At 60.3% G+C, this 14,528-nt stretch carries 14 protein-coding genes; 4 read left to right on the top strand and 10 right to left on the bottom strand.

Annotation, left to right across the window (positions count from 1 at the left end; translation table 11 throughout):
• Positions 1-11: 11 nt before the first annotated feature.
• The 4 genes from ACR0AI_RS19525 to ACR0AI_RS19510 all read left to right on the top strand — a co-directional run bounded on the left by ACR0AI_RS19525 (position 12) and on the right by ACR0AI_RS19510 (position 3,581).
• Positions 12-1,415, top strand: a complete 1,404-nt coding sequence (locus ACR0AI_RS19525) for a PepSY-associated TM helix domain-containing protein (RefSeq protein WP_480676525.1) — start codon at positions 12-14, stop codon at positions 1,413-1,415.
• Between the two features lie 115 nt (positions 1,416-1,530).
• Positions 1,531-2,394, top strand: coding sequence for an acetylglutamate kinase (argB, locus tag ACR0AI_RS19520; protein WP_170375950.1), 864 nt, complete (start codon positions 1,531-1,533; stop codon positions 2,392-2,394).
• A gap of 18 nt (positions 2,395-2,412) precedes the next feature.
• Positions 2,413-3,087, top strand: coding sequence for a ferredoxin (locus ACR0AI_RS19515; RefSeq protein WP_480676523.1), 675 nt, complete (start codon positions 2,413-2,415; stop codon positions 3,085-3,087).
• Positions 3,084-3,581: a SixA phosphatase family protein gene (locus tag ACR0AI_RS19510; protein WP_480676521.1), complete on the top strand. Its 498-nt coding sequence runs from the start codon at positions 3,084-3,086 to the stop codon at positions 3,579-3,581. Before ACR0AI_RS19515 ends, ACR0AI_RS19510 begins: the two co-directional genes overlap by 4 nt.
• Before the next feature lie 45 nt (positions 3,582-3,626).
• Here the strand turns inward: ACR0AI_RS19510 and ACR0AI_RS19505 are convergent, their stop codons facing one another.
• The 10 genes from ACR0AI_RS19505 to ACR0AI_RS19460 all read right to left on the bottom strand — a co-directional run bounded on the left by ACR0AI_RS19505 (position 3,627) and on the right by ACR0AI_RS19460 (position 14,459).
• Positions 3,627-4,418: an amino acid ABC transporter ATP-binding protein gene (locus tag ACR0AI_RS19505; protein ID WP_170528808.1), complete on the bottom strand. Its 792-nt coding sequence runs from the start codon at positions 4,416-4,418 to the stop codon at positions 3,627-3,629.
• Positions 4,419-4,430: 12 nt separating this feature from the next.
• On the bottom strand, positions 4,431-5,729 hold the full coding sequence (locus ACR0AI_RS19500; protein WP_480676519.1) for an amino acid ABC transporter permease: 1,299 nt from the start codon (positions 5,727-5,729) through the stop codon (positions 4,431-4,433).
• 3 nt (positions 5,730-5,732) lie between these two features.
• Complete coding sequence (locus ACR0AI_RS19495) at positions 5,733-6,965, bottom strand: amino acid ABC transporter permease (RefSeq protein WP_170375961.1); 1,233 nt, start codon at positions 6,963-6,965, stop codon at positions 5,733-5,735.
• A gap of 125 nt (positions 6,966-7,090) precedes the next feature.
• On the bottom strand, positions 7,091-8,107 hold the full coding sequence (locus tag ACR0AI_RS19490; protein ID WP_170375963.1) for an amino acid ABC transporter substrate-binding protein: 1,017 nt from the start codon (positions 8,105-8,107) through the stop codon (positions 7,091-7,093).
• 207 nt (positions 8,108-8,314) lie between these two features.
• Positions 8,315-9,022: an ATP12 family chaperone protein gene (locus ACR0AI_RS19485; RefSeq protein ID WP_480676517.1), complete on the bottom strand. Its 708-nt coding sequence runs from the start codon at positions 9,020-9,022 to the stop codon at positions 8,315-8,317.
• A gap of 4 nt (positions 9,023-9,026) precedes the next feature.
• Complete coding sequence (locus ACR0AI_RS19480; RefSeq protein WP_480676515.1) at positions 9,027-9,698, bottom strand: HAD-IA family hydrolase; 672 nt, start codon at positions 9,696-9,698, stop codon at positions 9,027-9,029.
• Positions 9,695-10,738, bottom strand: a complete 1,044-nt coding sequence (locus ACR0AI_RS19475) for an RluA family pseudouridine synthase (protein WP_480676513.1) — start codon at positions 10,736-10,738, stop codon at positions 9,695-9,697. The genes ACR0AI_RS19480 and ACR0AI_RS19475 overlap by 4 nt, the downstream gene beginning before the upstream one ends.
• A gap of 117 nt (positions 10,739-10,855) precedes the next feature.
• Positions 10,856-11,662, bottom strand: coding sequence for a crotonase/enoyl-CoA hydratase family protein (locus tag ACR0AI_RS19470; protein WP_480676511.1), 807 nt, complete (start codon positions 11,660-11,662; stop codon positions 10,856-10,858).
• Positions 11,663-11,756: 94 nt separating this feature from the next.
• A complete protein-coding gene (locus ACR0AI_RS19465; RefSeq protein WP_480676509.1) occupies positions 11,757-13,070 on the bottom strand; it encodes a replication-associated recombination protein A in 1,314 nt (437 codons plus the stop codon).
• 3 nt (positions 13,071-13,073) lie between these two features.
• Complete coding sequence (locus tag ACR0AI_RS19460; RefSeq protein WP_480676507.1) at positions 13,074-14,459, bottom strand: trypsin-like peptidase domain-containing protein; 1,386 nt, start codon at positions 14,457-14,459, stop codon at positions 13,074-13,076.
• Positions 14,460-14,528: the final 69 nt, after the last annotated feature.

Below are 14,528 nucleotides of genomic sequence, written 5' to 3'. Positions count from 1 at the left end.
GGAGATTAACAATGGCAATGGATAGCCAAACTTCGGGCACGGCCCCGATGCAGAATACAGCTGCGCAAAAATTCTACTTCGCCGCGTGGCGGTGGCATTTCTACGCCGGGATTTTCGTGATCCCGTTTCTAATCATCCTCGCCGTCACCGGTTTGATGATGATGTTCATATCCCAGGTTGACGGGCGCGATGGCGAGAAAATCGCCGTCACGGTCGAAGGCAAAGCCCTGCCCGTCTCGCAACAGGCCGAAGTCGCTTTGGCCGACGTTCCGGGACAGGTCGTCGAATGGATCGGTCCCAAGGCCGAGGATCTGGCGACCGTCTTCCGTATCAAAACCGATGCAGGCCAACGTTTGGTCGCGGTCGATCCTTACGCCGGTCAGGTGCTGGAAACCTGGGATCGCCGTGGCGGATGGTATGATCTGGCGGACAATATCCACTCGACCCTTCTGATCGGTACCACTGGCGACCGCATCCTTGAAATCGCAGCAGGATTGAGTCTCGTTCTTGTGTTCACTGGCCTCTATCTTTGGTGGCCGCGCGGCAATGTGATGGCGGGTTTTGTACCCAACCTCAAGGCACGAGGGCGCGCGTTGTGGAAGTCCCTGCACGCGGTGGTCGGCTTCTGGATTTCGCTATTGCTGGTCGTCTTCCTTATCTCGGGCCTGTCTTGGGCCGGGGTCTGGGGCGGTATGATCGTTCAACCCTGGAGCAGCTTTCCAGCCGAGAAGTGGGACAACGTGCCCTTGTCGGATGAAACCCACGCCAGCATGAACCACGGTCATCAGAACGACGTGCCGTGGGCGCTAGAGCAAACACCCATGCCTGCCTCTGGCTCTGACGCCGGAATTCGGGGCGTGCCAGAGGGCACTGTAATCGACATCGACGCACTGGTCGCATTGGGGACCGCATTGGAGATGAGCGGACGATTCCGCGTGGCCTATCCGGGCGGCGAGGATGGCGTCTGGACACTCAACCGCGACAGCATGAGCAGCGACTCGACCGATCCGGTGAACGACCGAACTGTCCATGTCGACCAGTACACCGGCAAAATCCTGGCCGATGTCCGGTATGAGGACTATTCGCTGATGGGCAAATCCATGGCAGTCGGAATCCCATTCCATATGGGGTTGATGGGCACTTGGAACTTCATTCTCAACGTGGTGTTCTGCCTGTCGGTGATCTTCGTCTGCGTCTCAGGCGTGGTGATGTGGGTCAAGCGCCGCCCACAAAAGGCGCGCCGACTGGCGGCGCCACCGATGCCAGCGGAATTACCGCTGTGGAAAGGCGCGGTCCTGATCGGGCTGTTCACAGCTATGGCTTTCCCGCTGGTAGGGCTGACCCTGTTGGGTGTACTGGCCTTCGACCTGCTGATCCTCAGCAATATTCCCGCGATGAAACGCGCGATGAGCTGATCTGAACAGGGGCCGCGCCGACCCGGCGCGGCCCCCATAGCCTGCATTTGCTGCGGTATGGTCTTGGCAGCCCGGTCCAAACGCCCTAACAGGGTGGATCAAAGGACTGACAGCCATGAAGACACGAGACATGAACCGGGATTGGATCGCCACCGCCGCAACCCTGAACAGCGCGTTGCCCTATTTGCAGCGCTACGATGGCGCGATTGTCGTCATCAAGCTGGGCGGCCACGCCATGGGCAGCGATGAGGCGATGGACAGCTTTGCCCGCGACGTGGTGCTGATGCGGCAGGTCGGAGTGAACCCGGTGATCGTGCATGGCGGTGGGCCGATGATCAACGCAATGCTCAAACAGCTGGACATCCAGTCCGAGTTTGTGGGCGGCAAACGCGTCACCGACAAAGCGACGGTCGAAGTGGTCGAGATGGTCCTCTCGGGCCTTGTGAACAAGCGGATCGTGCAGGCGATCAACCGTCAGGGCGGCACCGCTGTGGGACTGTCGGGCAAGGACGCCAACCTGATGACCTGCGAACAGACCGACCCCTCGCTAGGCTTTGTGGGGTCTCCGTCGAAGATGGACCCCAAGGTCCTGCACGACCTGTTCTCGCATGACGTCATCCCGGTCATCGCACCGCTTGGCGCGGGCACCGAGGGAGAGACCTTTAACGTCAACGGTGATACCGCTGCGGGGGCTATCGCCTCGGCGTTGAAAGCAGATCGCCTGCTGCTGCTGACGGATGTCTCGGGCGTCAAGAATGCTGCTGGCGACGTGGTGACTGAGCTGAAGGCTGGTCAGATCCGCGAAATGACTCTGGAAGGGACCATTGCCGGTGGTATGATCCCCAAGACCGAAACCGCGCTGGATGCGCTGCACAGCGGCGTACGCGCGGTGGTTATTCTGGACGGACGCGCGCCCAACGCAGTCCTGCTGGAGCTGTTCACCGAACACGGCGCCGGGTCGCTGATACGCCCCGACTAGTACCAAACCGGAGGAGATATGACCCAACAGCCCGCCTCCTCTCACCACAATTATGACCGTGTCGAACACGCAGCGCAGCGGGTTGGGCTGATCGTCATGGGCGCGCTGCACGCGCGTCAGGTGGAAGCGAAACAACTGGATGGCGGAACGCTGATCCTACTGGGCGCAGGCCCCGAGTTCTGGCCCCAGTTGAAAGCCGCGCCGGAATGGCAGGGCAAGGACCCGGTCGATCGCTGGTCACTCCGTGTGGTTGGGCAATTGGCCCAGGACTTCGGTGCCGAGGCACATTTTCCCTTCGGCGGCCCTCCCTACGCGCCGTTCATTGACTGGGCGTTGAAGTCAGGGCGGACCTTCAGCAGCCCGGTGGGCGCGCTGGTACATGACCAGATGGGCATGATGATCTCGTTGCGCGGAGCGCTTCATTTCGCCGATGAATTCCCGATCCCCCAGGCAAACGCCCCTTCGCCCTGCACCTCATGCGCAGCGCCTTGCACACAAACCTGCCCGGTGAGTGCGCTGAATGATCAGAGCTTCTACAATGTCGAGGCCTGCCACGCTCACCTTGCCACGCCCGAGGGGCAGGTCTGCATGACCGGAGGATGCCTCGCGCGCCGCGCCTGCCCGGTCAGCGCTCGCGCAGGCCGAGACCCAGACCAATCCGCACATCATATGAGGGCCTTTCATCCGTCATGACACACACTCTGATCCTGACCCGCCATGCCAAGTCCAGCTGGGATGATCCCAACCTTGGCGATCACGAACGACCACTGAACAAACGTGGGCGAGCGTCAGCCCCGGCGATTGGATCTTGGCTCAAGAAAAACGGCTGGGTTCCGGATGAACTTCTGAGCTCGAACTCCGTCCGCACGCGCGAGACCTGGGACCACATGGGCCTGCATGCTGAAAACGCCTACTACGCCTATGACCTCTATCTGGGGGGCCCAGATGCGATGCTGGCAGAGTTGAAGACGGCAACGGGCCGAACCGTGATGATGCTAGGTCACAACCCCGGGATCGCCCAATTCGCAGCTCAGCTTGTCGAAACCGCGCCTGAGCACGCTCGGTTCCATGACTACCCGACCTGCGCCACAACGGTGATCCAGTTTGAGATCGACAAGTGGTCCGACATCCAGAAGCACAGCGGCAAGGTCTTGGGCTTCGCGATCCCGCGCGAGCTTCTGAAATGAAAAAAGGCGGGGTTTTGCCCCGCCTTCCCTTTGATGTGATCTCGATCAGTGCCCGAGGATCTGGCTGAGGAACAGTTTGGTGCGTTCGCTCTTGGGGTTGTTGAAGAACTCTTCCGGTTCGTTCTGTTCCACGATCTGGCCGGCATCCATAAAGATCACGCGGTTGGCGACCTGACGGGCAAAGCCCATTTCGTGGGTCACACAGAGCATGGTCATGCCTTCTTCGGCCAGCTCGATCATGGTGTCGAGCACCTCTTTGATCATCTCGGGGTCCAGCGCCGATGTCGGTTCATCGAACAACATGATCCGCGGCATCATGCAGAGCGAGCGGGCAATCGCCACACGTTGCTGCTGACCACCGGACAGCTGTCCGGGGTACTTCAGCGCCTGATCGGGGATCTTCACTTTCTCAAGGAAATGCATCGCGCGCTCTTCGGCCTCTTTCTTAGGCGTCTTGCGCACCCAGATCGGGGCCAGCGTGCAGTTTTCCAGGATGGTCAGATGCGGGAACAGGTTGAAGTGCTGGAACACCATGCCAACCTCGGACCGGATCTTGTCGATGTTTTTCAGGTCATTCGACAGTTCGATCCCATCCACCACGATCTTGCCCTGCTGGTGTTCTTCCAGCGCGTTCAGGCAGCGGATCAGGGTGGATTTGCCAGAGCCGGACGGGCCCGCGATAACAATCCGCTCGCCTTGGTTGACGGTCAGATTGATGTCGCGCAGCACGTGAAAGGACCCGTACCACTTGTTCATTCCGCTGATGTCGATGGCGACCTCGTCGCTCACCTGCATCTTCGAGCGGTCGATTTCGCGGTCAATTGCAAGTTCAGACATGTGTTGAACTCCTTAGTGATGATCGGTGGCAAGGCGACGCTCGAGCCACTGAGAATATTGAGAGATGCCGTAGCAGACGACGAAGAACAGAAGCGCGGCAAAGCCCAGAAGCTCCCAATAGACGCCGTTCCATTCGGTCGACGCCAGGATGGGACCCCGGATCATGCCCACCAGATCGAACATCGAAATGACCGAAACCAGTGTGGTGTCCTTGAACAGGCCAACGGCCACGTTCACGATACCAGGGATCGAGATCTTCAGAGCCTGCGGCAGGATGATCAGACGCATCGCCTGCGGGTAATCCAGACCAAGGCTGTCTGCTGCTTCATACTGTCCACGTGGAAGCGCTGCCAGACCACCGCGGATCACCTCGGCGATATAAGCGGCTGAGAACATGGTGATCATGATCACAACGCGCAGGAACAAGTCGACCGTGCTGTCAGGCGGGAAGAAGTAGGCCAGCATCACCGAAGCCACAAACAGCAGCGTGATCAGAGGCACGCCACGGATGAATTCGATGAAGATGACGCTCACCCACTTGATCAGCGGCATGTCGGACTGGCGGCCCAGTGCAAGGGCAATACCCAGCGGAACCGACAGCGACACACAGGTGACACCCAGCATCATATTCAGCATGAAGCCACCCAGATCACGGCTGGGAACAGCTGAAAGCATCGCGCCTTCAGAAGCACCTTCCGGGATCAGCGCTCCGCCAACATTCCAGACGACCAGCGCAACAACGATGGCCCCGAAGAAGCCGGCCGCAAAGCTGTTCTTGCCAAACTTCTGGAACACGGCACCGCCCGCGACGCAGCCTACGAGGGCCACAATGGGGACCAGAATGGTGCCACCCCAGATCAGCCAGAACGCAATGAACGGGTACAGCGCGGTGAAGATCAGCATCTTGCGCGGCAGGTCGAAGAACAGCACCGGCGCAAAGGCCACCAGCATCAGCACAAAGGCCAGGTTGGGGCGCCAGTACGCGTCAACCGGGTATTTGAAGCCGTAGATCAGCTGAGGCCAGCGTTCAGTCAGAACCGCGAAACACGCGCCTGTCTTGCCATCCAGAATCTCACGGCACTCGGCCAGTGAGTTCGCATTCCACACCCCGTTCAGAATCCACGGCAGCGTATTCTTCAGAAGGATGTAGATCAGGATCAGCGACAGAACCGTCAGGATGGTGTTGGTAACGCCCGAGAACAGGTTCTCGCGCAGCCATTTGACCACACCCGTCTCATTCGCCGGGGGCGGAGAGGGAGGGATGGTGCCGTCGGCCACGAAAGCGATCGGATTGGTTGTTTGATCGGCCATGGCTCAGCGCTCCTTCAACTTGACGGATGCGTTGTAGACGTTCATCACCATCGAGATCACCAGCGAGGCGGTGAGGTAGAACAGCATCAGCAGCAGAACACATTCGATCGCACGACCGGTCTGGTTCAGGGTGATACCGCCCAACGTAGCGGTGATATCCGCGTAGCCCACGGCAATCGCCAAAGACGAGTTTTTGGTGATGTTGAGATACTGCGAAATCAGCGGCGGAATGATCACCCGCAGCGCTTGCGGCAGGATGACCAGATTCATAATCCGACCCTGACGCAGACCCAGCGCGGCCGCAGCCTCGGTCTGACCTTTCGAGATCGCCTGAATACCGGCACGCACGTTTTCCGCGATGAAGGCCCCGGTGTAGATCGACAAAGCAAACCACAAAGCGATCAGTGGACCACCGACCTTGATACCTCCACTGAAGTTAAAGCCCTTCAGCGCGGGAATGTCCCAGGTCAGGCCCATCAGAACCATCAGCAACGCAAACGGCACCAGCCAAACGCCCAGTTTCACCAGCAGCGTTCTGGGGCGTTCACCGGTCTCTTCCTGCTTCTTGGTCGCCCGCTTTTCGATCTCGCGCGAGGCGAACCATGATCCGACCAGACCGGCAATCACCAGAAGCCAGTTCAGAATGGTTGCACTGAACAGGCCATGCGCGAATTCCGGACGGGGGATATAGACCCCACGGTTGGTGAAGGCGAAGGCATCAAACAGCATGCTCGACGTCGGGTTATCACCGCGGAACGCCCGCGGGCCCGGCAGAACGGCCGTCATGATCGTGAAGATGATGATGATCCAGATCAGAACCGGAATATTGCGGAAGATCTCGACATAGACCGCCATCAGCTTTGAGACGAGCCAGTTGTTTGAGAGCCGCAGAACCCCGGCGATCACTCCGAATATCGTTGCGGTGATACAGGCCAGAAACGCCACGAGAAGCGTGTTCAAAAGCCCCACAACCGCAGCCCGCCCATGCGAGGACTGGCTGTCATATTCGATCAGACGCTGGTTGATGTCGTACCCGGCGGAATCGCCGAGGAATGTGTAGGATATGTTCAGGCCGGCGGCCCGAAGGTTCTGGATCAGGTTGTTGCCCAGATACCAAATGGATAGCGCAATAGCGATAGCCGCGATCACCTGAAAGGTCAGCGATCTGTAGCGGGTATCGTTTATGAGCATCGACAGCCGAAAATCAGCTTTCGGCGGGTCAGTCATAGTCGACATATTTTGGAATCCCCGTAGCTAGCGGACTTTGTTTTTATGGCGAGGTTGTCCCCGCTCTGCGTCCGTTCGCGTAAGTATTAGTGAAAAAGGGCGCAGGATGTCCTGCGCCCTTTTCCGTGGATGTCTTAGCGGAAAGGCGGCGAGTACAGCAGGCCGCCTTCGGTCCACTGAGCGTTCAGGCCGCGTGCCAGACCGATCGGAGTTTCTTCACCGATGTTCTTGGCAAACACTTCACCATAGTTGCCGTCCGCCTTGATGGCGCGCATGGCCCACTGTGCGTCCAGACCCAGCATCTCGCCCAGGGTACCTTCAGTGCCCAGCAGACGGTTGACTTCCGGGTTGTCGGTGCCAGCTGCCAGCTCGTCGATGTTCGCCGAGGTCACGCCCAGCTCTTCAGCCGAAACCAGCGCGTTCAGGGTCCAGCGGACAACATCGCCCCACTCGTGATCGCCGTGACGGACCAGCGGGCCCAGCGGCTCTTTCGAGATGATTTCGGGAAGCAGGACGTGGTCACCAGGGTTTTCGAACGTGGCGCGGGTTGCGGCCAGGCCCGAAGCGTCGGTGGTGTAAACGTCACATGCGCCAGCCAGGTACTGCTGCTGCGCTTCGGCGTTGGTTTCGATCGGAACCGGCTCGTAGCTGATGTTGTTGGCACGGAAGAAATCGGCCAGGTTCAGCTCGGTGGTGGTGCCGGTTTGGATGCAGACAGTCGCGCCGTCCAGTTCCTTGGCCGAGCTTACGCCCAGTGCCTTGGGAACCATGAAGCCTTGACCGTCATAGTAGTTCACACCGGTGAATTCGAACTTCAGGTCGACGTCGCGGCTGAAGGTCCATGTGGTGTTACGGGCCAGCATGTCGATCTCGCCCGAGGCCAGAGCGGTGAAGCGCGTCTTGCCGGTAGTCGGAACGAATTCAACTGCGTTTGCGTCACCCAGAACAGCGGCGGCAACGGCACGGCACAGCGATACGTCGAAGCCTTTCCATTCGCCATTCGCGTCAGGTGCAGCGAAGCCAACCAGACCGGTGGTCACACCACAGTTCAGAGTGCCGCGCGCCTTGACGTCGTCTACAGTTCCCGCCGCGGCAGCACCTGCGGCCAGACCGGCCACTGTTGCCGCGCCCAAGATTACGGATTTTTTCATTTTTACCTCTTCCTGATTTTCCGCCCCGGTAAGGGCGGCTCTGCCCGGCATAGTGGATGCCGGAAAGGTTACCCCAAAGGTGTCTCCCCTTTAGTGGGCTTGAGTTTGGTCGCATTCATAAACAAACGTCAAGGGTCGGATCAGGGAAAACGATGGGTCTCCGCCTCTGGATTAGGCAGATGCGTAAAAAAACCAACGTTGGAAGGATCAAACAGAGAGATCGAAGAAGGTCTTGGCGTGCAAAAACGCGGCTTTCTTTGTTTCCGCCACGGCGTGGGCTTCGTCATCATAGCCCCATTGTTCGATCTGCCAGGCCTCATCAAGTCGCGAAATGCGCCATATCTCGTCCGGTTTGCGCCAACCCTGCGCCGCCGCAAATCCCAGAATCAACGACCCAGACAAGCTGACCAGATCGTGGAAAGCCGCCAACTGAAACGCGTCCAGCGCATGGACCTGCTGACGCAACTGCGCCAATGCCTCAGCCGATTGGGGTCGGTGCAGTACACCCGCCACGGGAATCAGTCGGGCCTGCAGGGTCTCGGCGGCCCAGTCCAACGCGGGATCCCAGTCTGCGGCCTGACGCTCCTGCAGTTCCTGAGGATGGGTGGCGCGATAGCACAGCAGATCGGAGTCGCCATAGTCCGCCAGCATATCCGCTACTTCGCCGTGCTGGATGCGCACCTTGTCGATCGCCGCATTGGCCGAGCGGGTAAAGGGCATGGTGGTCGGGTCCACCTCTTTGTCTTGCGCATCCCATTCAGCAGCGACGGCTTCGGCCATCGCTTTGGTCGGCAGAATCAATGCGGCCTTGGCCGGCGTTTTGACCCGACGGCCATCCAGTTCGACCGTATAGCCATCCTCGGCCTCGACCGTGGTGCTGTTTGTCCAAAAGCGTTTCGGTTTCCATTCGCTCATGTTTTCACTTCCAAAGAGTGGCCAGCGCATCCGGCAGCTGGTCGAATGTTTCAATCACACAAGAGGCCGCACTTAGCGCAGCAGCGTCGTGGTACCCCCACGAGACCCCGATCCCGGTGACGCCAGCAGCAGCGGCCATATCCATGTCAAAGCTGGTGTCCCCGATCATGACCGCATGCGCGGCCTCAACGCCGGTTTCCGCCAGCGCGGTTTGCACCATCGACGGATGAGGTTTTGAGGGATGATGATCCGCCACCTGACGGGTCACGAAATAGCGCTCCAGCCCATGCGCGTCGATCAGCGCATCCAGACCGCGTTGCGATTTGCCAGTGGCGACACCCAACAGAATTTCGGGCACCGCATGCAGGGCTTCGATAGCGTCGCGCGCGCCGGGGTATAGGGGGGAACTTGCCGCGCCGAGATCCAGCCGGTGCGCGTGATAGGCCTGTTTGTACCCTTCAACCAATTGCGCCTGAACCGTCGCCGACTGCTGTGGCACAAGCTGTGCAATGGCCAAAGGCAACGACAGGCCGACAATCGACAAAATGGCCTCACGGCTTGGCACCTCGACCGAGGCGGCCTGAAAACTGGCCGTCATCGAATGGACGATGCTGCCCTGACTGTCGACCAGCGTACCATCGACATCGAACAGGACCAAACGCAGGGGTGCGCTCATTGCAGCTCCTCGAAGGGGTCGTCGGCGGCAAGGTCTTCGGTCCAACCAAACGTGTCCCAGCTGTGCTTCATGTGCTCGGGCAGAGGGGCCTCGACCGTGATCGGCTTGCGGGTCATCGGGTGTTGGAAAGACAAGCGCCGCGCGTGCAGGTGCAGCTTTTTGCTGATAATCCCGCCCAATTGCGCGCCCCAGCCATCGCCGAGGTTTTCCTGACCCGAGCCACCATATTTGCCGTCGCCTATGATCGGATGGCCGATCGCGGCCATATGCGCGCGCAGCTGATGGGTACGGCCCGTAATCGGCTCCATCGCGACCCAAGCGGCACGACCCGCGACACGGTAGAGCGTCGCGTAATGGGTATGCGCCCGTTTCGCGCCCGGCGTGCTGTCGATGGCGCCCATATGGACGGGGATCATCTTCTCGCCCTCGCCCTGCTTGCCATGGCCCGAGGCCTTGACCAGACCGGTCTTGATCTCGCCCAGATAAGGCGTCGGCACACCGGCGACCAGCGCCCAGTAGATCTTGCGTGTATCGCGGTGGCGGAAGGCAGCAGTCAGCCCCTTAGCAGCCTCTCGCGTGCGGGCCAGCAGAAGAACGCCCGAGGTGTCCTTGTCCAGCCGATGGACCAGCCGTGGGTTCTCATCATAGCCGAAGCGCAGAGCCTCGGACAGGCTGTCGACGTGGCGGGTCTGGCCGCTGCCGCCCTGCACAGGCAGGCCGTTCGGTTTGTTCAGCGCTAAGACGTGATCGTCACGATAGATCACGCAGGACTGGATCATTTTCGCATCCGCCTCGGACACGCTGCGCTTTACCTCGGCCGGTTTGTGATCGGCATCCGGCAGAGGCGGCACGCGGACGACCTGCCCGACCTCCAGCCGGGTCGAGGCCTTGGCGCGGCTGCCATCCACACGCAACTCACCCTTGCGACACATTTTTTCGATCCGCCCCTGGCTGACATGCGGAAACAGGCGGCGCAGCCAACGATCCACACGCTGGTCTCCGTCACCTTCTGCGACCGTAATCATCTGCACGCCACTCATGCCATCGCCCCTTGTCCCGCGCGGCCGATCCGCCCGGAGTATCCTGTTACCACTATCCTAGAAAACATGCGCGTCTGTGGCCTGCAACGGGTCGAGAGTCAAGCAATCGTAGGTGTTTCAGATATTCAAGAAATCCCCATGTCGCCCGGCCCCGTCTCGGAACCGCCCTGCGCCTGCGGTCCCCTCGCGCCGGATCGCCTCCAGACCGTTGGCCCATTCAACCTTAAGCCCATCGCGCACCGACATCCCACGCGTTTCGATGATCGAGCGTCGGTCGGCCCGCACAGCCTCCTGCGGGAAACGGGCGATGTCGTAGGCCATGGCCTCGGCAGCGGCCCGCGCTTCTCCATGCGGCACGACTTTCTCTGCCAACCCGATCCGATAGCACTCCTCAGCCGCGACCTTGCGCCCGGTCAGAGCGATCTCAAGTGCTTTGCCCTGCCCAACCAAGCGCGGCAGACGCACCGTGCCGCCATCCATCAGCGTGATACCCCAGCGGCGACAAAAAACCCCTAGGTATGCCGTCTCAGCCATCACCCGTATGTCGCACCACAATGCCAACTCCATCCCGCCGGCGACGGCTGCACCGTCGATTGCTCCGATGACTGGCTTTGACAATTCCAGCCGAGATGGCCCCATTGGCCCGAGCGTCGAGGTGGCGGATCCAATCGGAAAGCTGTGTTTCTCGTAATAGGCCTCACCCAAGTCAGGGTCAGCCAGACTGGCGGCCAACTTCAGGTCCCACCCGGCACAGAAATTGCCCCCCTTCCCCCAGAAAACGGCAACCTTTGCGGGGCCGTGTTCGAACTCGAGAAACGCATCCACCAGAGCCTTCGCGTGATCCGGGTCAACAGCGTTCCGCGCCTCGGGCCGGTCATGGATGATGGTCCAAACGTCTTCGGTTTTGTCAATGGAAACGGGCATGACATGTCCTCCCTCATGGTCATTGACCGAAGGGAAACCGGATGTTTGCAACCTGTCGCCTGTGACGCCACGGCAGCACGAAATTGACCCTGCGTTACCCGCTGTTGCGCTGCGTGCGTAGCTTGGCGAAATAGTCCAGCCGCTTCTTCAACTCTCGCTCGAACCCACGTTCGACCGGTTGATACAGCACAGGCCGCTTCATCGTCTCTGGGAAGTAGTTCTGACCCGAGAACCCATCTTCGGCATCGTGGTCATAGGCGTAACCGTCGCCATAGCCCTGATCCTTCATCAACGAGGTGGGCGCGTTCAGGATATGCTTCGGCGGCGGCTCACTGCCCGATTGCTTCGCCAGGCGCATCGCGGCCTTGTAGCCCACATAGGCCCCGTTCGATTTCGGGGCCAGCGCCAGATAGACCAGCGCCTGCGCTAGCGCCAACTCTCCCTCGGGGGAGCCGAGCCGTTCATAAGTCTCCCACGATTGCAAACAGATCGCCTGCGCCTGAGGGTCGGCCAGACCGATATCCTCAACCGCCATGCGGGTGATCCGACGGGCCAGATAACGCGGGTCCTCGCCTCCGGTCAGCATCCGCGCAAGCCAATAGAGCGCCGCGTCCGGGTCCGAACCGCGCACCGATTTGTGCAAGGCCGAGATCAGGTTGTAATGCTCGTCCCCCGACTTGTCGTATTTCGCCGCGCGCCGCATCAGGCGCGTCGCCAACGCATCCGGATCCAGTGGCGCGTCAACCTTCCACGCCGCAACCTGTTCAATCAGGTTCAACAAGGCCCGCCCGTCACCATCCGCCATTTCGTGCAGTGCATCACGTGCGGCAGGCGTCAGGGGCAGCGCTTTGCCCAGCTCTTTCTCGGCCCGCTGGGTCAGACGTTCCAGATCGGCAAGGCTCAACCGCTCCAACACCAGAACTTGCGACCGGCTCAGGACCGCGGCGTTCAACTCGAACGACGGGTTTTCGGTTGTGGCCCCGACCAGCAGGATGGTCCCGTCTTCCATATGGGGCAGAAACCCGTCCTGCTGGGCTTTGTTGAAGCGGTGGATCTCATCCACGAATAACAACGTCCCCTGCCCGTTCTGACGCCGAATCTTTGCCGCTTCGAACACCTTCTTAAGGTCCGGCACACCGGTAAAGATCGCGCTGATCTGAACGAAATGCAGATCGGTTTCCTGCGCCAGCAACCGCGCAATGGTCGTTTTGCCAACGCCCGGAGGCCCCCAGAAAATCAGGCTGGACAGGCTGCCTGAGGCCAACATGACCCCCAATGGAGCGTCTGGACCCAGAACCTGTTCTTGCCCGATCACCTCGGCCAGCGTTTGCGGACGCAGGCGATCCGCCAAGGGGCGGTGCGGATTCGCTGCAGGCTCGGCTGCGCCGGTGTCGAACAGATCGCTCATGCGTTACAGCCGGAATCGCAGAGACAACGTGCGGCCGCCACGTTGGATCACCATGTTGATCCTGCGCCCCGGATCGGTCAGCGCACGAACGACGTCCTGCGGACGCTCGATGTCCGTCTCATTGATCGCCTCCAGAACGTCGCCAACACGCAGACCCGCACGAGCGCCATATGGGCCGGGGTCTACAACAACGACACCGGACTGGGACAGTTTAAGCCCCAGATCAATGATCACAGCCGGGTTGACGCCCGAGACGGTCAGTTCGGGCAGTACAGTGCTTTCATCCAAGGTCGTCTTTTCGGCATCCGGCGTATCGGGCGCACGGATCAGCGCCACTTCGATGTCGTCGCTTTCCTCACCGCGCAGCCGAGTCAGAACGGATGTGCCACCGACCCCCGCTACGGACATGCGGAACTTCATCTCGGCCGGAGAGTTCACCTCATCCCCGTCCACATGTGTGACCACATCGCCGACCCGCAATCCGGCCTCGGCCAAAGGGCTGAGGTCGTGCAAATCCGAGATCACCACGCCCATAGGGATCACCAGACCCAGAGACTCGGCGATGTCGGCGCTCATATGCTGGCCGCTCATACCCGCCCAGGGGCTGACAAACGTGTCATTGCCGGCTTGCGCCTGCCGCAGGAATTCGGCGACCAGATTGGCGGGGATGGCAAAGCCGATCCCGTTCGAACCGCCAGATCGCGTCAGGATCGAGGTGTTGATCCCGATCAGATCGCCGTTGACGTCAATCAGGGCCCCGCCCGAATTGCCCGGGTTGATCGCCGCATCGGTCTGAAGAAAATAGCCGCGCGCATTCCCGGTCGCGGTGCCGGTGCGCGCCAATCCCGAAATAATGCCCGAAGACACCGTCTGCCCGATCCCAAACGGGTTACCGATCGCCAAGGCCAACTCGCCCACCTCAACATGATCCGAATCGCGCATGGTCAGGAAGGGCAGGTCCCGAGCCTCTTCCAGCCGAAGGATTGCGATATCGCTTTCCTCATGGCCCAACACCACCTCGGCGGTGAATTCGCGCCGGTCGGTTGTGACTACGCGAATTTCAGTGGCCGAGCCGACCACGTGGTAATTCGACACCACATAGCCATCCTCGGACAGGATCACGCCCGACCCGAGCGAGTTCTGGACTCGCTGCTGTGGCTCTCCAAATCCGCGGCCAAAGAAATCCTGAAAGAACGGGTCAGAGAATAACGGCCGCGACCGCCCCTGCCGCACGATCTTGGCATATATGTTCACAACCGCAGGCGCGGCCTCTTTCACCACGGGGGCAAAACCAAGCGAGATTTCGGCTTGCGATTGAGGGGCGCGAGTCTCGGCATGAGCAACCGATGCCATGGCGACCGAAACAGCGATGAAAATCCAGCGACGCATGAGGAACCTCAATCCAGTAGAGCCCTCTGGATATGCGCCGAGCGGATCGTCAATGCAAGAAGGCCAGTC

The organism is Ruegeria sp. BG3, assembly GCF_056538485.1.
Note: the sequence above shows the minus strand (reverse complement) of the source record. Positions and strands in the feature narration are given on the sequence as shown.